This window comes from Aquabacterium sp. J223, from assembly GCF_024666615.1.
GTDB lineage: Bacteria > Pseudomonadota > Gammaproteobacteria > Burkholderiales > Burkholderiaceae_C > J223.
This window is the reverse complement of sequence record NZ_CP088297.1, coordinates 2,170,980-2,190,568: the sequence shown is the minus strand read 5'-3', so window position 1 is coordinate 2,190,568 and position 19,589 is coordinate 2,170,980. Positions and strand designations below refer to the sequence as shown.

General features: G+C 71.5%; 16 protein-coding genes and 3 pseudogenes. 12 read left to right on the top strand and 7 right to left on the bottom strand.

Annotated elements, in window-relative coordinates:
• Positions 1-68: 68 nt before the first annotated feature.
• Both LRS07_RS10560 and LRS07_RS10555 read right to left on the bottom strand, forming a co-directional pair.
• A complete protein-coding gene (locus LRS07_RS10560) occupies positions 69-725 on the bottom strand; it encodes an Npun_F0296 family exosortase-dependent surface protein (RefSeq protein ID WP_260501867.1) in 657 nt (218 codons plus the stop codon).
• Positions 726-848: 123 nt separating this feature from the next.
• Positions 849-1,539 (bottom strand): annotated as a pseudogene (locus tag LRS07_RS10555) (RNA methyltransferase).
• A 224-nt stretch (positions 1,540-1,763) separates the two neighbouring features.
• On the opposite strand from LRS07_RS10555, the gene LRS07_RS10550 reads away from it, so the two are divergent.
• The 11 genes and pseudogenes from LRS07_RS10550 to LRS07_RS10500 all read left to right on the top strand — a co-directional run.
• A complete protein-coding gene (locus tag LRS07_RS10550; protein ID WP_260501866.1) occupies positions 1,764-2,801 on the top strand; it encodes an inositol monophosphatase family protein in 1,038 nt (345 codons plus the stop codon).
• A gap of 118 nt (positions 2,802-2,919) precedes the next feature.
• Positions 2,920-5,472 (top strand): DNA mismatch repair protein MutS, encoded by a 2,553-nt coding sequence (mutS, locus tag LRS07_RS10545; protein WP_260501865.1) that lies wholly within the window; start codon positions 2,920-2,922, stop codon positions 5,470-5,472.
• A 28-nt stretch (positions 5,473-5,500) separates the two neighbouring features.
• A complete protein-coding gene (locus LRS07_RS10540) occupies positions 5,501-6,328 on the top strand; it encodes a proteasome-type protease (RefSeq protein WP_260501864.1) in 828 nt (275 codons plus the stop codon).
• Positions 6,329-6,425: 97 nt separating this feature from the next.
• Entirely contained in the window at positions 6,426-7,295 is an 870-nt protein-coding gene (locus tag LRS07_RS10535) for an alpha/beta fold hydrolase (RefSeq protein WP_260501863.1), read from the top strand.
• A gap of 94 nt (positions 7,296-7,389) precedes the next feature.
• Entirely contained in the window at positions 7,390-9,048 is a 1,659-nt protein-coding gene (pyrG, locus tag LRS07_RS10530; RefSeq protein ID WP_260501862.1) for a CTP synthase, read from the top strand.
• Positions 9,045-9,902, top strand: coding sequence for a 3-deoxy-8-phosphooctulonate synthase (gene kdsA / locus LRS07_RS10525; protein WP_260501861.1), 858 nt, complete (start codon positions 9,045-9,047; stop codon positions 9,900-9,902). The genes pyrG and kdsA overlap by 4 nt, the downstream gene beginning before the upstream one ends.
• A 1-nt stretch (position 9,903) precedes the next feature.
• Positions 9,904-10,197, top strand: coding sequence for a DUF1330 domain-containing protein (locus tag LRS07_RS10520; protein WP_260501860.1), 294 nt, complete (start codon positions 9,904-9,906; stop codon positions 10,195-10,197).
• A gap of 43 nt (positions 10,198-10,240) precedes the next feature.
• A complete protein-coding gene (eno, locus tag LRS07_RS10515; RefSeq protein WP_260501859.1) occupies positions 10,241-11,527 on the top strand; it encodes a phosphopyruvate hydratase in 1,287 nt (428 codons plus the stop codon).
• 12 nt (positions 11,528-11,539) lie between these two features.
• Positions 11,540-11,821, top strand: coding sequence for a cell division protein FtsB (ftsB, locus tag LRS07_RS10510; protein ID WP_260501858.1), 282 nt, complete (start codon positions 11,540-11,542; stop codon positions 11,819-11,821).
• Positions 11,818-12,462 (top strand): nicotinamide riboside transporter PnuC, encoded by a 645-nt coding sequence (gene pnuC / locus LRS07_RS10505; protein WP_260501857.1) that lies wholly within the window; start codon positions 11,818-11,820, stop codon positions 12,460-12,462. Before ftsB ends, pnuC begins: the two co-directional genes overlap by 4 nt.
• Positions 12,411-12,872: pseudogene (locus LRS07_RS10500) on the top strand (AAA family ATPase); the annotation flags it as partial. The gene pnuC and the pseudogene LRS07_RS10500, both read left to right, overlap by 52 nt.
• Positions 12,873-13,135: 263 nt before the next feature.
• On the opposite strand, the pseudogene hslO reads toward LRS07_RS10500, so the two are convergent.
• A pseudogene (gene hslO, locus LRS07_RS10495) lies at positions 13,136-14,080 on the bottom strand (Hsp33 family molecular chaperone HslO); the annotation flags it as partial.
• A 16-nt stretch (positions 14,081-14,096) separates the two neighbouring features.
• Entirely contained in the window at positions 14,097-14,621 is a 525-nt protein-coding gene (locus LRS07_RS10490; protein WP_260501856.1) for a gamma carbonic anhydrase family protein, read from the bottom strand.
• 66 nt (positions 14,622-14,687) lie between these two features.
• On the opposite strand from LRS07_RS10490, the gene LRS07_RS10485 reads away from it, so the two are divergent.
• The gene (locus LRS07_RS10485) at positions 14,688-15,482 is read left to right on the top strand and encodes a ferritin-like domain-containing protein (RefSeq protein ID WP_260501855.1); all 795 of its coding nucleotides are present in this window, start codon (positions 14,688-14,690) and stop codon (positions 15,480-15,482) included.
• A 148-nt stretch (positions 15,483-15,630) separates the two neighbouring features.
• On the opposite strand, the gene phbB is transcribed toward LRS07_RS10485, so the two are convergent.
• From phbB to phaC, 3 genes are all read right to left on the bottom strand, one after another.
• A complete protein-coding gene (gene phbB, locus LRS07_RS10480; protein WP_260501854.1) occupies positions 15,631-16,368 on the bottom strand; it encodes an acetoacetyl-CoA reductase in 738 nt (245 codons plus the stop codon).
• 185 nt (positions 16,369-16,553) lie between these two features.
• Positions 16,554-17,738, bottom strand: coding sequence for an acetyl-CoA C-acetyltransferase (locus LRS07_RS10475; protein ID WP_260501853.1), 1,185 nt, complete (start codon positions 17,736-17,738; stop codon positions 16,554-16,556).
• Positions 17,739-17,797: 59 nt separating this feature from the next.
• Positions 17,798-19,504 (bottom strand): class I poly(R)-hydroxyalkanoic acid synthase, encoded by a 1,707-nt coding sequence (gene phaC, locus LRS07_RS10470; protein ID WP_409450621.1) that lies wholly within the window; start codon positions 19,502-19,504, stop codon positions 17,798-17,800.
• Positions 19,505-19,589: the final 85 nt, after the last annotated feature.

The window sequence follows — 19,589 nt, the reverse complement described above, 5'->3', positions numbered from 1 at the left end:
CCCCCCCTCCTCCTCGTGGCGTGTCGGGCGGTGGGGAGCCGCCCTCGCCCTGTGCCGTTGTTCGATGCTCAGCGCAGGTCGTCGCTGCGGCGGCGACGGGCGACGAAGGCCATCGCGCCCAGGCCGGCCAGCAGCAGCGCGTAGCTCTCGGGCTCGGGCACCGCGGTCACGCTGGCCAGGTTGTCGATCTCGAAGGCGTTGCCGCCGGACTGGAAGCGCACCGAGGTGATCGCGTCGGCAAAGAAGTTGAAGTACTGCGCCGTGCCCTGGTGGCCGTTGCCGGTGGGCACGTTGGGCAGGCCGCCGGTGCCGCCGACGTAGCTGCCCAGCACGCTGCTGCCGTTGTAGAAGGTGACGCGGTTGTAGGTGTCCACCGAGCCCCAGAGGAAGCCGACGTACGACTGCGCGCTGGCGAAGCTGAAGGTCGCGTCGCCGCCGCCGGCCACCGAGAACCACTGGTCCTTCACCAAGGCAGCGCCGTGCTTCGGCTGGGCCGAGATGCCGCTGATCAGGTAGATGTTGTCGCCGGTGAGCGCCGCACCGGGCGAGTTCCAGGCGTACACCTTGCCGCCGTTCAGGTTGCTGCCGGCGGCGTAGGACTCGAAGGTCTCGACGTTGGCACCCGCCACCGCCGTGCTGGGGCCGGCGGTCAGCGTCACCGTGACGGCGTGGGCCTGGACCGAGGCCAGCAGGGCGGCGGCGGCGATGAAGGCGGTGCGGGTCATGGACGTCCTGAACACGTGGTTACGTTGAAGAGGACTTTAGGAACCCCGACCCGCTGGCAACACCCCCCGCACCCCCGCGTCTGCAGGAGCAACAACACTCGCAGCAGGGCGTCCTGCCAACTCCTACCGGCGCGATGTAACAGCGCGTGCGATGCCCCGCAGGATGTGCACTTCCTCGACCGTGAGTTGTGCACGGTTGAGCAACTGGTTCAGCCGCGGCAGCAGCTTCTTCGGCGCCGCCGGGTCCAGGTAGCCGATGGCCTCCAGCACCTGCGCCCAATGCGACAGCGCACCCTGCACCGCGGCGGCATCGGCGGTCGCCGCCGGTGTGGTGCGGGCGGCCACCGCATAGCCCCCCCAGGGCCTGCCGCCATTCATAGGCCACCAGCTGCACCGCCTGCGCCAGGTTGAGCGAGCCGTAGCCCGGCGCCGTGGGGATGGAGATCACCGCATGGCAGCGGTAGACGTCCTCGTTGGCCAGGCCATAGCGCTCGCTGCCGAAGAGCAGGCCCAGGCGCTGGTCCGTCGTCGCCAGCACCGGCAGGTGGTCGCGCGGCGCGAAGGCCGGCGGTCCGAAGTCGCGCGGCGTCATCGCGGTGGCCAGCAGGTGGGTCACGCCCTCCAGCGCATCGTCCAGGCGCTCGACGACGCGCGCATGGGCCAGCACGTCGGCCGCACCGCTGGCCATGGCCACCGTCTCCTCGCGGCTCAGCACGTCGGCGAAGCGCGGCCGCACCAGCACCAGGTCGGTGAAGCCCATCACCTTCATGGCCCGCGCCGCAGCACCGACGTTGCCGGCGTGGCTGGTCTCCATCAGGATGAAGCGGGTGGCATCGCCGTGCCGCCAGCGCGGCGATGCCGGCAGGGGGGCGGCGGGGGTCGGATCGCGAGGGTCGGCCATGCCCCCAGCATAGAATGCGCGGGCCCGAACCGCCGGGGCCGACTCAGGCCTCGGACCGCCACCGCCCTGGTCATGGCGCCGGTGACGCGGCCGTTCTTTCCCCCCGTCGCCGCCCTTCCCTCCCCGCCTGGACACCGATGTCGCAAGCCGCCCTGCACCCCATGCTCAACACCGCGGTCAAGGCCGCGCGCGCCGCGGGGTCCATCATCAACCGGGCGTCGCTGGACCTCGACATCCTGCGCATCAACACCAAGTCGCCCAACGACTTCGTGACCGAGGTGGACCAGGCGGCCGAGGCGGCCATCATCGACATCCTGCTGCAGGCCTACCCGGGCCACGGCATCCTGGCCGAGGAGTCGGGCCGCGAACACGGCGCCAAGCACAGCGAGTTCCTGTGGATCATCGATCCCCTGGACGGCACCACCAACTTCATCCACGGCTTCCCGTTCTACGCGGTGTCGATCGCGCTCGCCCACCGCGGCGTGGTGCAGCAGGCCGTCGTCTACGACCCGTCGCGCAACGACCTGTTCTACGCCTCGCGCGGGCGCGGCGCCTTCCTCAACGACCGGCGGCTGCGGGTGTCCAAGCGCACCCGCATGTCGGACGCGCTCATCGGCACCGGCTTCCCCTTCCGCAAGGGCGACAACTTCAAGCGCTACGTCAAGATGTTCGAGGCGCTGATGCCGCTGTGCGCCGGCCTGCGCCGGCCGGGCGCCGCCGCGCTGGACCTGTGCCATGTGGCGGCCGGCCACTACGACGGCTTCTTCGAGACCGGCCTCAACCCCTGGGACATCGCCGCCGGCTCGCTGATGGTCACCGAGGCCGGCGGGCTGATCGGCAACTTCACCGGCGAGGCCGACTACCTGTTCCAGCGCGAGGTGGTGGCCGGTTCGCCGAAGATCTACGGCCAGCTGGTGCAGCTGCTGTCGCCCTTCTCGCGGGTGATCAAGCCCGACGACGCCGGTGCCGACGACGCCACCCCCGCGGTGGCGCAGCCCACGCCCGAAGAGGCGCTGGCCGCCAGCCTGGGCACCATCGCCACGCCGGGTGAGGTCGACGACGGCGACCCCGCACCGGCGGTTCCCGAGCGCAAGGCGGTGCGCATCCGCAAGGCCGACATGCCGGCGCCCGCGCCGGAGCGTGCGGCGCCGAAGCGGCGGCCGCCCCGCGCCTGACCCACCGGTGGTGACGACGCGGCCGCCGCGATGAAACGCGACCTCGACCCGCCGGCGCTGCCCGCGGCCGGCGGCACCACGCCGGACGACCCGGCCCTCGCCGGCCAGCACCCCGGTGATGGCGCAGTACCTGCGCCTGAAGGCCCAGCACCCCGACGCCCTGCTGCTGTTCCGCATGGGCGACTTCTACGAGACCTTCTACGACGACGCGCGGCGCGCGCACCGGCTGCTCGACATCACGCTGACCACGCGCGGCAGCAGTGCCGGCGAGCCGGTGGTGATGGCCGGCGTGCCGGTGCATGCGCTGGAAAGCTACCTCGGCAAGCTGATCCGCCAGGGCGAGGCCGTGGCCATCGCCGAGCAGGTGGGCGACGTGGCCACCGCCAAGGGGCCGGTCGAGCGCCAGGTGGTGCGCATCGTCACGCCGGGCACGGTGGTCGACGGCGCCCTGCTGGCCGAGCGGGTGGACGCCAAGCTGGTGGCGCTGCACCGCGCGCGCGGCCGCTGCGGGCTGGCCTGGCTGAGCCTGGCCGCCGGCGAACTGGGCCTGACCGAATGCAGCGAGGCCGAGCTGCCCGGCTGGCTGACCCGGCTCGATGCCGCCGAGCTGCTGGTCGACCGCGAGGCCTTGGGTGGCCTGCCCGCCCTCGGCGTCGCCACCGACGGCCGCCTGCCGCTGACGCCGCGCCCGGCCTGGCAGTTCGAGCCGGCGCTGGGCGAGCGCAAGCTGTGCGAGCAGCTCAAGGTCGCCGGCCTGGCCGGCCTCACCGCGCAGGGGCTGCCGCTGGCCCACGCGGCCGCCGGCGCCCTGCTGGCCTACGCCGAGCACACGCAGGCGCGCACGCTGGCCCACGTCGCCGCGCTGCGGGTGGAGCGCGGCGGCGAACTGCTGGACCTGCCGCCGGCCACCGTGCGCAACCTGGAGCTGCTGCGCACCCTGCGCGGCGAGGAGGCGCCGACGCTGCTGTCGCTGCTCGACAGCTGCCGAAGCGGCATGGGCAGCCGGGCGCTGCGCCACTGGCTGGTGCACCCGCGGCGCGACCGTGCCGAGGCCGTCGCCCGCCACGGCGCCATCGACACCCTGCTGGCGCGTGGCGTCGAGCCGCTTCGCGAGGCGCTGCGCGCCGTCAGCGACGTCGAGCGCATCGCCTCGCGCATCGCGCTGCGCCAGGTGCGCCCGCGTGAGCTGTCGGGCCTGCGCGCCACGCTGCGGCTGCTGCCCGTGCTGCGCGCCACCGTGCCCGACGGCGACGCCCTGCTCGACGCCCTGCACGCCGCCCTGCAGCCGCCGCCGGAGGCGGAAGCGCTGCTGCAGGCCGCGGTGGCCGAGGAGCCGGCGGTGCTGCTGCGCGACGGTGGCGTCATCGCCACCGGCTTCGACGCCGAGCTGGACGAGCTGCGCGCCATCGGCCAGAACTGCGACGACTTCCTGCTCGCGCTGGAAGCCCGCGAGCGCGCCCGCACCGGCATCAACAACCTGCGGGTGCAGTTCAACAAGGTGCACGGCTTCTACATCGAGGTCACCGCCGGCCAGCTCGACCGGGTGCCGGCCGACTACCAGCGCCGGCAGACGCTGAAGAACTGCGAGCGCTTCATCACGCCGGAGCTGAAGGCCTTCGAGGACAAGGCGCTGTCGGCGCAGGACCGCGCGCTGGCGCGCGAGAAATGGCTGTGGGAGCAGCTGCTGGACGCCCTGCTGCCGCACCTGCCCGCGCTGCAGGCGGCGGCGCGGGCGCTGGCCACGCTGGACGCGCTGGCGGCGCTGGCCGAGCGGGCGCGCACGCTGGGCTGGTGCCGGCCCGACTTCGTCGCCCACCCCTGCCTGGAGATCGAGGCCGGCCGCCACCCGGTGGTCGAGGCTCGGCTGCGCGAGGCCGGCCGCGGCGACTTCATCGCCAACGACTGCCGGCTCGACGCGCGCACCCGGCTGCTGGTCATCACCGGCCCCAACATGGGCGGCAAGAGCACCTTCATGCGGCAGGTGGCGCTGATCGCGCTGCTGGCGGCGATCGGCTCCTACGTGCCGGCGAAGGCCTGCCGGCTGGGGCCGATGGACGCCATCCACACCCGCATCGGCGCCTCCGACGACCTGGCCAATGCCCAGTCCACCTTCATGCTGGAGATGACCGAGGCCGCCGCCATCCTGCACGGCGCCACCGAGCAGAGCCTGGTGCTGATGGACGAGATCGGGCGCGGGACCTCCACCTTCGACGGCCTGGCGCTGGCCGGCGCCATCGCCAGCCACCTGCACGACCGCAACCGCGCGTTCACGCTGTTCGCCACCCATTACTTCGAGCTCACCGCCTTCCCGGTGAAGCACGAGCGGGCGCTGAACCTGCACGTCTCGGCCGCCGAAAGCGGCGACGACATCGTCTTCCTGCACGAGATCCGGCCCGGGCCCGCCAGCCGCAGCTACGGCGTGCAGGTGGCGCGGCTGGCCGGCATGCCGGGGCCAGTGCTGCGCCAGGCGCGCGCGGCGCTGGAGACACTGGAAGCCGCCGGCCGGCGCGACGACCCGCAGGTGGACCTGTTCGCCGCGCCGGCCGAGCCCGCCGTGACCGAGCCCGCCGTTCCGTCCAGGCTGCTGCAGGAACTGGCGGCGCTGAACCCCGACGCGATGAGCCCGCGCGAGGCGCTCGACGCCCTCTACCGACTGAAAGCCCTGACGTGAACACCACCCCCTTCGGAGACCCGCCACCATGACCTACTGCGTGGGCATCAAGCTCGATGCCGGGATGGTCTTCTTGTCCGACTCGCGCACCAACGCCGGCATGGACCAGATCAGCACCTTCCGCAAGATGATGATCTACGAGCGGCCGGGCGACCGCTTCATGGTGCTGCTGTCGGCGGGCAACCTGTCGATCAGCCAGTCGGTGCGGGAGATCTTGCAGGTCGAGAAGGTGGCCGCCGGCGACGACGCGCCGCCCACCACCATCTGGAACGCGACCAGCATGTTCGACGCCGCGCGGGTGCTGGGCAGCGCGGTGCGCCGCGTCTACGAGCAGGACGGCAAGGCGCTGAAGGCCACCGGCGTCGACTTCAACGCCAGCTTCATCTTCGGCGGCCAGATCGCCGGCGAGGCGATGCGCATGTTCCTCGTCTACTCGGCCGGCAACTTCATCGAGGCCACCCGCGAGACCTGCTTCTTCCAGGTCGGCGAGAGCAAGTACGGCAAGCCGGTGCTGGACCGCATGATCACGCCCGCCACCGGGCTGGACGAGGCGGCCAAGTGCGCGCTGGTGTCGATGGACTCGACGCTGAAGTCCAACCTCTCGGTCGGCCTGCCGCTGGACCTGCTGGTCTACCGGGCCGGCGAGCTGAGGAGCGACCACGTCGTCTGCATCGACGAGCAGAACCCGTACTTCCGCATGATCCGCGGCACCTGGGGCGAGCAGCTGCGCCAGGTGTTCAAGAGCATCGAGGACCCGCACTGGGACGGCGCCGGCGTGGCCAACGCGCTGTGCGTGCCCTCGGCCCGCCACGAGCCGATGCGCAAGATCACGCAGCCCGACGAAAAAATCGTTTGATGTCGGCCCCTCGGCCGCCGGGTACGCCGGCCGATCCCCCACGGGGTTGGCGGGCCGGGCCCTCGGCCCGCGCCGGCAGGTCACCTTCGGTCGTTCGATGACCCTTCCGCCCATCGTCTTCTCGCACGGCAACAGCTTTCCCGCCGGCACCTACCGCCTGCTGTTCGAACGCTGGCGCGGGGCCGGCCACACGGTGCACGCGGTGGAGAAGTTCGGCCACGACCCGGCCTACCCGGTGACGAGCAACTGGCCGCACCTGCGCCACCAGCTCATCCACTTCATCGAACGCGAGGTGACGGGGCCGGCGGTGCTGGTCGGGCACTCGCTGGGCGGCATCCTCAGCCTGCTGGCGGCCTGCCGGCGACCGGATCTGGCGCTCGGCCTGGTGCTGCTGGACTCGCCCCTCGTCGGCGGCTGGCGTGCCGGCGCCCTGAAGCTGGTCAAGCACAGCGGGCTGATGCGGCGGGTGTCCCCCGGCAGGGTGGCCCGCGCCCGGCGCGACCGCTTCGCCAGCCGGCCGGAGGCGCTGGCCCACTACGCCCGCAAGCCCCTCTTCCAGCGCTGGGACCCGCGGGTGCTGCAGGACTACGTCGACTGCGGCACCGTGCAGGCCGACGGTGGCCTGGTGCTGGCCTTCGACCGCGAGGTCGAAGGCCGCATCTACGACACGCTGCCCGACCACCTCGACCGCGTGCTGCGGCTGCACCCGCCGCAGTGCCCGGTGGGCTTCATCGCCGGCACCGAATCGGTGGAGATGCGCCAGGGCGGCAGTGCCGGCGCCCGGGCGCTGGCCAAGGAACGCTTCCAGACCATCGAGGGCGGCCACCTCTACCCGATGGAGAGGCCCGACGAGACGGCCGAGCGGGTGCTGCGGCTGATCGCCGGCTTCCCCCGCCTCGCGGGGCCGGGGCGACGGGACCCCCTCGATATAATGCCGCTTTACCACCTCAGCGTTCGCAGGCCATAGGCGAACGCGACGTTATGACCCCCCCCACGCTCGCGTTCTCTCGCTGCCCCCCGAGGGGGCGCTCAGTGCCTTCGGCCGGCCGCGCGGCACTGACATGACCAAGTTCGTCTTCGTCACCGGCGGCGTGGTGTCGTCCCTGGGCAAGGGCATCGCGGCCGCCTCGCTGGCCGCCATCCTCGAGTCCCGCGGGCTCAAGGTCACCCTCATCAAGCTCGACCCGTACATCAACGTCGACCCGGGGACGATGTCGCCGTTCCAGCACGGCGAGGTGTTCGTCACCGACGACGGTGCCGAGACCGACCTCGACCTCGGCCACTACGAGCGCTTCATCACCACCCGGATGAAGCGCAGCAACAACTTCACCACCGGCCAGATCTACAAGTCGGTGCTGGAGAAGGAGCGCCGCGGCGACTACCTGGGCAAGACGGTCCAGGTGATCCCGCACATCACCAACGAGATCCAGGACTACGTGCGCCGCGGCGCCGGGGTCGGCACGCCGGACGCGGCCCAGGTCGCCATCGTCGAGATCGGCGGCACGGTGGGCGACATCGAGTCGCTGCCCTTCCTCGAGGCCGTGCGCCAGATGAGCCTGAAGCTCGGGCCGCTGAACACCGCCTTCGTCCACCTCACCTACGTGCCGTGGATCGCCGCCGCCGGCGAGCTGAAGACCAAGCCCACCCAGCACACCGTGCAGAAGCTGCGCGAGATCGGCATCCAGCCCGACGCGCTGCTGTGCCGCGCCGACCGCCGCATCCCGGAGGACGAGCGCGAGAAGATCAGCCTGTTCACCAACGTGGTGGAGCACGGCGTCATCTCGATGTGGGACGTCGACACCATCTACAAGGTGCCGCGCATGCTGCACGAGCAGGGCCTGGACGAGCTGATCTGCATGAAGCTGCAGCTGCTCACCCGGCCCGCCGACCTGAAGCGCTGGGACCGGCTGGTGCACGAGGTGGAGCATCCGCAGGCCGAGGTGACCATCGCCATGTGCGGCAAGTACACCGACCTGTCGGACTCGTACAAGTCGCTCAACGAGGCGCTCCGGCACGCCGGCATCCACAACCACGCCCGCGTCAACATCGAGTACGTCGACAGCGAGACGCTGGACGACGAAAGCGTGGCCCAGCTGTCGGCCTACGACGCCATCCTGGTGCCCGGTGGCTTCGGCAAGCGCGGGGTGGAGGGCAAGATCGCCGCCGCCCGCTACGCCCGCGAGCACCAGATCCCGTACCTGGGCATCTGCCTGGGCATGCAGGTCGCGACCATCGAGTACGCCCGCCACAAGGCCGGACTGAAGGACGCCAACTCCACCGAGTTCGACGAGCACACCGAGCACCCGGTGATCGCGCTCATCGACGAATGGCAGGACCGTGACGGCTCGGTGCAGAAGCGGGACGCCAATTCCGACCTCGGCGGCACGATGCGCCTGGGCGCGCAGAGCTCCGACGTCAAGCCCGGCACGCTGGCGCACCAGATCTACGGCAACGTGGTGACGGAGCGGCACCGCCACCGCTACGAGGCCAACGAGCACTACCTGCAGCGGCTGCAGGACGCCGGCCTCGTCATCAGCGCCATCACCCAGCGCGAGAAGCTGACCGAGATGGTCGAACTGCCGCAGAACGTGCACCCCTGGTACGTCGGCGTGCAGTTCCACCCCGAGTTCAAGTCGACGCCGTGGGACGGCCACCCGCTGTTCACCAGCTTCGTGCGCGCCGCGCTGGCGCGCCAGGCGAAGAAGGACAACACCCGATGAAGCTGTGCGGCTTCGAGGTCGGCCTGGACCGGCCCTTCTTCCTGATCGCCGGCCCCTGCGTGGTCGAGAGCCTGGAACTGCAGGTGGAGGTGGCGGGCCGGCTGAAGGAGATCACCGGGCGCCTGGGCATCCCCTTCATCTTCAAGTCCAGCTTCGACAAGGCCAACCGGTCGTCGGGCACGTCCTTCCGCGGTCCCGGCCTGGACGGCGGGTTGAAGATCCTCGCCGAGGTCAGGCGCCAGCTCGGCGTGCCGGTGCTGACGGACATCCACAGCGAAGACCAGGTGCCCGACGTGTCGGCGGTGGTCGACGTGCTGCAGACGCCGGCCTTCCTCTGCCGGCAGACCGACTTCATCCGCGCCGTGGCGCAGAGCGGCAAGCCGGTGAACATCAAGAAGGGCCAGTTCCTCGCGCCGCACGACATGAAGAACGTGATCGACAAGGCCCGTGCCGCCGCGCGCGAGAAGGGCCTGCCGGACGACGTGTTCATGGCCTGCGAGCGCGGCGCCAGCTTCGGCTACAACAACCTGGTCTCCGACATGCGCAGCCTTGCGATCATGCGCGAGACCGGCGCGCCGGTGGTCTTCGACGCCACGCACAGCGTGCAGCTGCCCGGCGGCCAGGGCACCTCCAGCGGCGGCCAGCGCGAGTTCGTGCCGGTGCTGTCGCGCGCCGCGGTGGCCGTCGGCATCGCGGGCCTGTTCATGGAGACGCACCCGGACCCGGCCAAGGCGTTGAGCGACGGCCCCAACGCCGTGCCGCTGAAGCACATGCAGGCGCTGCTCGAACAGCTGGTGGCGCTGGACCGGGTGGTCAAGCAGCAGCCGCTGCTCGAGAACGATTTCAGCTGCTGACATGCCCGCTGCGTACATCATCGCCAACGTAACCGTCACCGACGAGCAGCAGATCCTCGAGTACCGCCGGCTGTCGACGCTGGCGATGCAGGCGCATGGCGCCGAGGTGCTGGTGCGCGGCGGCGAGATCACCGTGCTGGAAGGCGACTGGCAGCCCGACCGCGTGGTGGTGCTGCGCTTCCCCAGCGCCGAGCAGGCGCGTGCGTTCAATGACTCGGCCGAGTACGCCCTCGCCCGCCGCGCCCGCGACGGCGCCGCGGTGATGCGCATGGTGCTCGTCGAGGGCGTCGCCTGAGGGCGGCCGACCGGAATCCAAACCCAGAGGAAAGGTAACGCTGATGAGTGCGATCGTCGACATCGTCGGACGCGAGGTGCTGGACAGCCGGGGCAACCCGACGGTCGAGTGCGACGTGCTGCTGGAAAGCGGCACCATGGGCCGGGCGGCCGTGCCCTCGGGCGCGTCCACCGGCAGCCGCGAGGCCATCGAGCTGCGCGACGGCGACAAGGGGCGCTACCTGGGCAAGGGCGTGCTCAAGGCGGTGGAGCACGTCAACACCGAGATCAGCGAGGCGGTGCTGGGCCTTGACGCCAGCGAGCAGGCCTTCCTCGACAAGACGCTGATCGACCTCGACGGCACCGACAACAAGAGCCGGCTCGGCGCCAACGCCATGCTGGCCGTGTCGATGGCGGTGGCCCGCGCCGCGGCCGAGGAGAGCGGCCTGCCGCTGTACCGCTACTTCGGCGGCATGGGCGGCGTGCAGCTGCCGGTGCCGATGATGAACGTCATCAACGGCGGCGCCCACGCCAACAACAGCCTGGACCTGCAGGAGCTGATGATCATCCCCGTGGGCGCGCCCAGCTTCCGCGAGGCGGTGCGCTACGGCGCCGAGGTCTTCCACGCGCTGAAGAAGATCATCGACGGCAAGGGCATGAGCACCGCGGTCGGCGACGAGGGCGGTTTCGCACCCAGCGTGGCCAGCCACGAGGCCGCCATCCAGCTCATCCTGGAGGCCATCGACAAGGCCGGCTACGCTGCCGGCGAGCAGATCGCCATCGGCCTGGACTGCGCGGCCAGCGAGTTCTACAAGGACGGCCAGTACGTGCTCGAAGGCGAAGGCGGCCTGCAGCTGTCGGCCGCCAGCTGGACCGACATGCTGGCCACCTGGTGCGACAAGTACCCGATCATCAGCATCGAGGACGGCATGGCCGAGGGCGACTGGGACGGCTGGAAGCACCTGACCGAACGCCTGGGCCAGAAGGTGCAGCTGGTGGGCGACGACCTGTTCGTCACCAACACCAAGATCCTGAAGGAAGGCATCGACAAGCGCATCGCCAACTCGATCCTGATCAAGATCAACCAGATCGGCACGCTCACCGAGACCTTCGCCGCCATCGAGATGGCCAAGCGGGCGAACTACACCGCGGTCATCAGCCACCGCTCGGGCGAGACCGAGGACTCGACCATCGCCGACATCGCGGTGGGCACCAACGCCGGCCAGATCAAGACCGGCTCGATGAGCCGCAGCGACCGCATGGCCAAGTACAACCAGCTGCTGCGCATTGAGGAGGACCTCGGCGACGTGGCCCAGTACCCCGGCCGGGCGGCGTTCTACAACCTTCGCTGACGCTTCCAGGCCATGCGGCTCGTCACCGTGCTGCTCGTCGCCCTGCTCGCGCTCGTCCACCTCGAGCTGTGGTGGGGCAAGGGCGGCGTGGTGCGGGTGCAGGCGCTGCAGGGCCAGCTCGACGAGCAGCGCCAGAAGAACGACCAGGCGCGCCAGGCCAACGATCAGCTGGCCGCCGAGGTGAGCGACCTGAAGACCGGCCTGGAGATGGTCGAGGAGAAGGCCCGCGCCGAGTTGGGCATGGTCAAGCCCGACGAGGTGCTGGTGCACGTCAGCACGCCGCGGGCCAAGTGACCGCGACTGCGTCGCCGCTGCTGCAGCCGCTGCTGACGCTGGGCGGCGTGCCGGTGTCGGCGGCCGAGGCGCTGGCCATCGTGCTGGCGCTGTGGATGGTGGGCTGCAACCTTCGGGTGCACCCGCTGGCCTGGCCGCTGGCCATGGCGTCTTCCGCGCTCTATGCCTGGGTCTTCGCGGCCGGCCGGCTGTACGGCCAGGTGGCGTTGCAGGCGGTGTTCATCGCGGTGGCGGCCTGGGGCTGGTGGCAGTGGCGCCACGGCCGCCAGGCCGACGGCGCACCGCTGGCGGTGCGCTGGCTGTCGTGGCGCGGCCGGCTGGCGGTGCTGGCCGCGGTGCTGGTGGCCTGGCCGCTGCTGGGCGGGTTGCTGCAGTGGGCCACCGACCATCCCTCGCCCTGGCAGGACGCGCTGCCCACCGCCGGCGGACTGGCCGGGCAGTGGCTGCTCGGCCGCCAGTACGTCGAGAACTGGATGGCCTGGGTGGCGGTCAACGCGCTCAGCATCGTGCTGTTCCTCGGCCAGGGCCTGGTCGCCACCGCCGGCCTGTACATGGTGTTCCTGGCGCTGGCCGCGGTCGGCTGGCACCGATGGGCCCGGCTGGCCGGCGGCGCCCGGCCGGCGGCGGCCGCGGTCGCATGATCGTCGCCCTGCTCGGCGCCGAGAGCACCGGCAAGACGCGGCTCTCGCAGGCGCTGGCGTCGGCCCTGCCCGACCTCACCGGCTGGCGCTGCGCGGCGGTGCCGGAGGTGCTGCGCGAGTGGTGCGACCGCGAAGGCCGCACGCCGCAAGCCCACGAGCAGCGCCCCATCGCCGAGGCCCAGGCGGCCCGGCTGCTGGCGGCCGCGGCCCGGCACGACCTGGTGATCGCCGACACCACGCCGCTGACGACGGCGCTCTACAGCGAGCTGCTGTTCGGCGACCGCTCGCTGTGGCCGATGGCCATGCAGTTCCACCACGACCACGTGGCGGCGGTGCTGCTCACCGCGCTCGACCTGCCGTGGGTCGCCGACGGCCTGCAGCGCGACGGGCCGCAGGTGCAGCGGGGGGTCGACGCCGGGCTCCGGCGCGCGCTGGCGGACGCCGGCCTCGGCTGGAGCGTGGTGGTCGGCGAGGGCAGCGCGCGGCTGGACAGCGCGCTGGACGCCCTGACGCCGCTGCTGCTGGCGCACCGCCCCCCGGCCGACGGTCTGCAGCGGCGCCGCGAGCGGCAGGATGCGGCGCGGCCGCGCTGGCGGCGCCTGTGCGAGGACTGCGACGACCCCGACTGCGAGCACGCCGCCCGGCGTGCCGTCAGTGCAGGCTGGACCCGGTGGGGGGGCTGGTCGCGGGCCGGCGTGAACAGCTCGCCGACGTCGACCGGGTCGAAGTGGTACTGGCGGCCGCAGAACTCGCAGCCGATCTCGACGTCACCCCGCTCGGCGAGGATGCCGTCCACCTCCTCGCGGCCCAGGCCGCGCAGCATCTGGCCCACCCGCTCGCGCGAGCAGGTGCAGGCAAAGCGCGGCTGCAGCGGCTCAAACCGGGTGACCGTCTCCTCCCAGAACAGCCGCCGCAGCACGGTGTCGGCGTCCAGCGTCAGCAGTTCCTCCGGCGTCAGCGTGGCGGCCAGGTGGGCGATGCGGTTGAAGTGCTCGTTGAGGCCGATGTCGTCCTCGTTCCTGGCGCCGCCCTGCCCTTCGAGGTTGCCCTCGCCCTCCACCGGCAGGCGCTGGATCAGCAGCCCGGCGGCGATGTCGTCGTTGGCGGCCAGCACCAGCCGGGTGTCCAACTGCTCGGACTGCAGCATGTAGTGCTCCAGCACCTCGGACAGCCGCTGCAGCGGCTCGCGGCGATCGCCGTGCAGCGGCACGATGCCCTGGTAGGGCTGCTGCCCGGGCAACCGGTCCTTGGGGTCGAGCGTGATGGCGCAACGGCCCTGGCCGTGAACGTTGAGCAGCGCCTCCAGCCGCGCGGCCTCGGGCACCTCGCCCTGCACCGTCGCGGTGGCGCGCACGGCCAGGTCGGGCTGCACCTCGGCCACCGCCAGCCGCACCGGGCCGTCGCCCTGCATCTGCAGCACCAGCGCGCCGTTGAACTTGATGTTGGCCTGCATCAGCACGCCGGCGGCGGCCATCTCGCCGAGCAGCGCCCGCACCGGCGCGGGGTAGGCGCGCTCGCCTTCGCGGCGCGACAGCAGCTCGCGCCAGGCGTCGGTCAGGCGCACCAGCATGCCGCGCACCGGCAGGCCGTCGAACAGGAACTTGTGCAATTCGCTCAAAACGGGCTCGCCTTCTTCAGCCGATGCGCTTCAGCCCGCGGCGCATGCGGCGGGCGGCGTCCACATAGTGCTGTGCGGAATAGGCGAGGCGCGCCAGTTGCTCTGCCGTCAGCGGCCGCACCGCCCGCGCCGGGGCGCCGAGGATGAGCCAGCCGTCCTCGAACGCCTTGTCCTCGGTCACCACCGCACCGGCGCCGACCAGGCAGTTCCGGCCGATCCGGGCACCGTTCAGCACCACCGCCTGGATGCCGATGAGGGCGCCGTCGCCGATGGTGCAGCCGTGCAGCATCACCTGGTGGCCGACGGTCACGTTGTCGCCGATCACCAGCTCGACGCCGGCGTCGGTGTGCAGCACCGCGCCGTCCTGCACGTTGCTGCGCGCACCGACACGGATCCAGTCGGTGTCGCCGCGCAGCACCGCGCCGGGCCAGACGCTGGCGTCCTCGCCCAGCGCCACCTGGCCGATCACGTCGGCCGATTCGGCCACCCAGGCCGAGGCCGGGACACGGGGAATGATGTCGTCCAGCGAGTACAGGGCCATGGCGGTGGAAGTGGGGGTGGGCGGCGGCACCGCAAGGGGCACGGGCCGGGTGCGATCATTGTAGGAATGGAGCTCAGACGACGCGCGCTGGAGGTCTTGCGCCTGGCCGACCCCGAGGACAAGGCCGTGGCGGCGCGGGCGCTGGGCAATGCCGTGCGCGCGCCCGACGCGGTGCTCGCGCCCGACGCCGTGCTGGCCTGCGACGCGCCGCTGCCCGGCCGGCCGGCGCGTCCCCGGCTCGTCGATCCGGCGGCGGTGCCGAGGCGCAGCCCCTTCACCGTCGAGGGCCGGGCGGCGCTGCTGCACGCGGTGGCGCACATCGAGTTCAACGCCATCAACCTGGCGCTGGACGCGGTGTGGCGCTTCGCCGGCCTGCCGCCCGCCTACTACCGCGACTGGCTGCAGGTGGCGTCGGAAGAGGCGCTGCACTTCGGCCTGCTGGCCGGGCACCTGGCCACGCTCGGCTGCCGCTACGGCGACTTCGACGCCCACGACGGCCTGTGGACCATGTGCGAGCGCACCGCCGCCGACCCGCTGGCCCGCATGGCGCTGGTGCCGCGCACGCTGGAGGCGCGCGGGCTGGACGCCACGCCGCCGATGCAGCAGCGCCTGCGCCGCGCCGGCGACGTGCGGGCGGTGGAGATCCTCGACGTCATCCTGCGCGACGAGGTGGGCCATGTGGCCATCGGCAACCGCTGGTACGGCTGGCTGTGCGCGCGCGACGGGCTGGACCCGGTGGCGCACTACCCGGTGCTGGCGCGGCGCCACGGCGCGCCGCGGCTGAAGCCGCCGTTCAACCTGGAGGCGCGGCGGCGGGCGGGGTTCAGCGAGGAAGAGCTGGGGGCGCTGGTGAGGCCCTAGGCTCAGCGCCGCTCGCCGGCCTGCATGCCGGCGAGTGGTCCGAGGCGACAGGGCCTGCGCAGGCAGGCCCTGACGTCCTTACCCCAGCCGGGCGCAAGCCGGTCGTTCGCCAGGCACAGAAGGTCCGCTGGACCTTCCGCGTCCGGGCTCACCCCATGTGCAGGCCGCCGTTGCAGCTGAAGTCGGCGCCGGTGGTGAAGCCGGACTCGTCGCCGGCCAGCCAGGAGACGATGGAGGCGATCTCCTCCGGGTTGCCGAGTCGGCGCACCGGGATCTGGGCGACGATCTTGTCCAGCACGTCCTGGCGCACCGCCTTGACCATCTCGGTGGCGATGTAGCCCGGGCTCACGGTGTTCACCGTCACGCCCTTGCTCGCCACCTCCTGCGCCAGCGCCATGGTGAAGCCGTGCATGCCGGCCTTGGCCGCCGAATAGTTGGTCTGGCCGAACTGGCCCTTCTCGCCGTTGACCGAGCTGATGTTGATGATGCGGCCCCAGCCGCGGTCCAGCATGTCGTCGATGACCTGCTTGGTCACGTTGAACATGCTGTTGAGGTTGGTGTCGATCACCGCGTCCCAGTCGGCACGGCTCATCTTGCGGAAGGTGCCGTCGCGGGTGATGCCGGCGTTGTTCACCAGCACGTCCACCGGCCCGTGCTCGGCCTTGACCTTGGCGAAGGCCTGCACCGTCGATTCCCAGTCCGCGACGTTGCCCACCGACGCATAGAAGGTGAAGCCGAGGGCCTTCTGCTCGCCCAGCCACTTGTCGTAGTCGCGGCTGGGACCGCAGCCGGCGATGACCCTGAATCCGTCGCGGTGCAGGCGCTGGCACATGGAAGTGCCGATGCCGCCCATGCCGCCGGTGACGTAGGCAATGCGTTGAGCCATGGGGAACGTTCTCCTGAAGGGTGGGTTGAGCCTAGCGGCGCTGGATGACAGGTTGCGGGCCGCCGCGCGGCGGGGCAAGCCCGGGCTTGCCCTGTAACGCGAGCCCGCCCGGGCCGGCGGCGGACCGACCCGAGCGGCCCGACCGCCGCTCGAAGCCGGTGCGACAGCGAGCGGGGGCCGGAAACTCAGCGCTCGACGGTCAACGCAACGCCCATGCCACCGCCGATGCACAGCGAGGCGATGCCCTTCTTCGCATCGCGCTTCTGCATCTCGTGCAGCAGTGTCACCAGGATGCGGCAGCCGGAGGCACCGATCGGATGGCCGATGGCGATGGCGCCGCCGTTGACGTTCACCTTGCTGGTGTCCCAGCCCATCTCCTGGTGCACGGCGCAGGCCTGCGCGGCGAACGCCTCGTTGATTTCCAGCAGGTCCAGGTCGGCCGGCTTCCAGCCCGCCCGCTCCAGCGCCTTGCGCGCCGCGGGCACCGGCCCCATGCCCATGATGGCCGGGTCGAGGCCGGCGCTGGCATAGCTGGCGATGCGCGCCAGCGGCTTCAGGCCCAGCGCCTGCGCCTTCTTCGCGCTCATCACCACCACGCCGGCGGCGCCGTCGTTCAGGCCGGAGGCGTTGCCCGCGGTCACGCTGCCCGCCTTGTCGAAGGCCGGGCGCAGGCCGGCCAGCGCCTCGGCGCTGGTCTTCTTGTTGATGAACTCGTCGGCGGCGAAGACGATCGGGTCGCCCTTCTTCTGGGGAATCAACACCGGCACGATCTCGTCCTTGAAGCGGCCGGCCTCCTGGGCGGCGGCAGCCTTCTGCTGGCTGGCCAGCGCCAGCGCGTCCTGCGCCTCGCGGCCGATGCCGTACTTCTTGGCCACGTTCTCGGCGGTGATGCCCATGTGGTACTGGTTGTACACGTCCCACAGGCCGTCGGTGATCATCGAGTCGACCATCTTCCAGTCGCCCATGCGCTGGCCGTCGCGGCTGCCCTGCAGCACGTGCGGCGACAGGCTCATGCTCTCCTGGCCGCCGGCGATGACGATCTCGCTGTCGCCGTCGCGGATGGCCTGGGCGGCCAGCATCACCGCCTTCAGGCCCGAGCCGCAGACCTTGTTGATGGTCATCGCCGGCACCGCCTGCGGCAGGCCCGACTTGATGACCGCCTGGCGCGCCGGGTTCTGGCCGGTGCCGGCCTGCAGCACCTGGCCGAGGATGACCTCGCCGATCTGCTCCCCGGCGAGACCGCTGCGCTCCAGCAGTGCCTTGATGACGGTGGCGCCCAACTCGGCCGCCGGCGTCTTGGCCAGCGTGCCGCCGAACTTGCCCACCGCGGTGCGGGCGGCGGCGACGATGACGATGTCTTCTTGGCTCATGAGGGTCTCCTGCGTGGGGGAACGGAAGAAGGTCGGGGACGGAACGGCGGTCGGGTCGGTCAGGCCCGCTGCCGGACGTAGCGGCCGGGCGCCGGCTCGATCGGCTTGTACACCCGGCTGCCGAAGGACGTCGGCGCCTTGACCCGGCCCCCCGCCCGGCGGGCCAGCCAGGCCGACCAGTCGGGCCACCAGCTGCCGGGCCGTTCCTCGGCGCCGGCCAGCCATTCGGACGGGCTGGACGGCAGGGCGGCGTCACCGGGCCGCAGCCAATGGCTGCGCTTGCCCTTGGCCGGCGGGTTGATCACGCCGGCGATGTGTCCGGAGGCGCCGAGCACGAAGCGGCAGTCGGCGTCCTTCAGCACGCCGGTGCTGCGGTAGGCCGAGGGCCACGGCACGATGTGGTCCTCGCGCGAGGCGTAGACGTAGGTCGGCAGGGCCAGCCGGCCGAGGTCCAGCGGCACCCCGCAGACCTGCAGCGCGCCCGGCACCTTCAGCCGGTCCTCCAGGTAGGTGTGCCGCAGGTACCAGCAGAACATCGGGCCCGGCAGGTTGGTGGCGTCGGAGTTCCAGAACAGCAGGTCGAAGGGCGGCGGCGTCTCGCCCTTCAGGTAGTTGCCCACCACGTAGTTCCAGACCAGCTCGTTCGGGCGCAGGAAGCTGAAGGTGCTGGCCAGCTCCTGGCCCCGCAGCAGCGCGGGGCCGGTGGGCGCCTGCGCACCGATGGTCAGCTCGCGCAGCTTCACCGCCGTCTCGTCGATGAAGACGTCGATGACGCCGGTGTCCGAGAAGTCGAGGAAGGTGGTCAGCAGCGTCAGGCTCTCGGCCGGCCGCTCGCCGCGCGCCTCCAGCACCGCCAGCGCGGTGGCCAGCAGGGTGCCGCCGACGCAGAAGCCGAGCGTGTTGATGCGCTCCTGCCGCGAGATGCTCTGCACCACCTGGATGGCGCGCAGCACACCGTCCTCGATGTAGTCGTCCCAGCCCTTGTCGGACAGCGATTCGTCGGGGTTGCGCCAGCTGATGACGAAGGTCCGGTGGCCCTCGGCCACGGTGTAGCGGATGAGCGAGTTCTCCGGCTGCAGGTCGAGGATGTAGTACTTGTTGATGCAGGGCGGCACGAACAGGATGGGCCGCTCGTGCACCGTCTCGGTCAGCGGCCGGTACTCGATGAGCTGCAGCAGCTCGTTCTCGAACACCACCTGGCCCTCGGTGGTGGCGACGTTGCGGCCGACCTCGAACACCGTCTCGTCGGTCTGCGAGACATGGCCCTGGCGCACGTCGTGCAGCAGGTGTTGAAGGCCGGCCATCAGGCTCTGGCCCTGGGTCTCGACGGCCTTCTGCAGCGCCTCCGGGTTCAGCGGCAGGTAGTTGCTGGGGCTGGTCGCGTCGACGAACTGGCGCACCGCGAAGCGGATGCGCTCGCGGGTCTTCTGGTCGCCGTCCAGCAGGTCGGCCATGCGCGCCAGGGTGCGGGCGTTGAGCAGGTACAGGCTGGCGGCGAAGCGGGCATGGGCCTGCTCCTGCCAGACCGGCGCGGCGAAGCGGCGGTCCTTCAGCGGTGCCGGGGCGGCCTGCGGCGCCAGCGCCTCGTCCCACAGGGCCCGCGCCTGCTCGACGTACTCGGCCTGCAGCCGGGCCATCGCGTCGGCCGGCAATTGCACCTTGCCGAAGCGCTGCAGCAGGTCGCCGAAGGCCACACCCAGGTCGGCAACGGGTGGGAAGCTCGCGGCAGCGGCGGGCCGCGGGTGCATGGATTCAGGCGCGTTCATCGTTGTTCTCCTCGGCGCCCCGGGGTCCGCGGCCCGGGGAGGCGGTGACATCATCGCCGAAATTGAAGTCGGCAAAAGGCGGGGT

What these genes read in the sequence shown, in the direction of transcription:
- LRS07_RS10560 (WP_260501867.1), bottom strand. Translation starts at nt 725, where the DNA reads ATGACCCGCACCGCCTTCATCGCCGCCGCCGCCCTGCTGGCCTCGGTC.
- LRS07_RS10550 (WP_260501866.1), top strand. Translation starts at nt 1,764, where the DNA reads ATGTCGCAAGCCGCCCTGCACCCCATGCTCAACACCGCGGTCAAGGCC.
- mutS (WP_260501865.1), top strand. Translation starts at nt 2,920, where the DNA reads ATGGCGCAGTACCTGCGCCTGAAGGCCCAGCACCCCGACGCCCTGCTG.
- LRS07_RS10540 (WP_260501864.1), top strand. Translation starts at nt 5,501, where the DNA reads ATGACCTACTGCGTGGGCATCAAGCTCGATGCCGGGATGGTCTTCTTG.
- LRS07_RS10535 (WP_260501863.1), top strand. Translation starts at nt 6,426, where the DNA reads ATGACCCTTCCGCCCATCGTCTTCTCGCACGGCAACAGCTTTCCCGCC.
- pyrG (WP_260501862.1), top strand. Translation starts at nt 7,390, where the DNA reads ATGACCAAGTTCGTCTTCGTCACCGGCGGCGTGGTGTCGTCCCTGGGC.
- kdsA (WP_260501861.1), top strand. Translation starts at nt 9,045, where the DNA reads ATGAAGCTGTGCGGCTTCGAGGTCGGCCTGGACCGGCCCTTCTTCCTG.
- LRS07_RS10520 (WP_260501860.1), top strand. Translation starts at nt 9,904, where the DNA reads ATGCCCGCTGCGTACATCATCGCCAACGTAACCGTCACCGACGAGCAG.
- eno (WP_260501859.1), top strand. Translation starts at nt 10,241, where the DNA reads ATGAGTGCGATCGTCGACATCGTCGGACGCGAGGTGCTGGACAGCCGG.
- ftsB (WP_260501858.1), top strand. Translation starts at nt 11,540, where the DNA reads ATGCGGCTCGTCACCGTGCTGCTCGTCGCCCTGCTCGCGCTCGTCCAC.
- LRS07_RS10490 (WP_260501856.1), bottom strand. Translation starts at nt 14,621, where the DNA reads ATGGCCCTGTACTCGCTGGACGACATCATTCCCCGTGTCCCGGCCTCG.
- LRS07_RS10485 (WP_260501855.1), top strand. Translation starts at nt 14,688, where the DNA reads ATGGAGCTCAGACGACGCGCGCTGGAGGTCTTGCGCCTGGCCGACCCC.
- phbB (WP_260501854.1), bottom strand. Translation starts at nt 16,368, where the DNA reads ATGGCTCAACGCATTGCCTACGTCACCGGCGGCATGGGCGGCATCGGC.
- LRS07_RS10475 (WP_260501853.1), bottom strand. Translation starts at nt 17,738, where the DNA reads ATGAGCCAAGAAGACATCGTCATCGTCGCCGCCGCCCGCACCGCGGTG.
- phaC (WP_409450621.1), bottom strand. Translation starts at nt 19,504, where the DNA reads ATGAACGCGCCTGAATCCATGCACCCGCGGCCCGCCGCTGCCGCGAGC.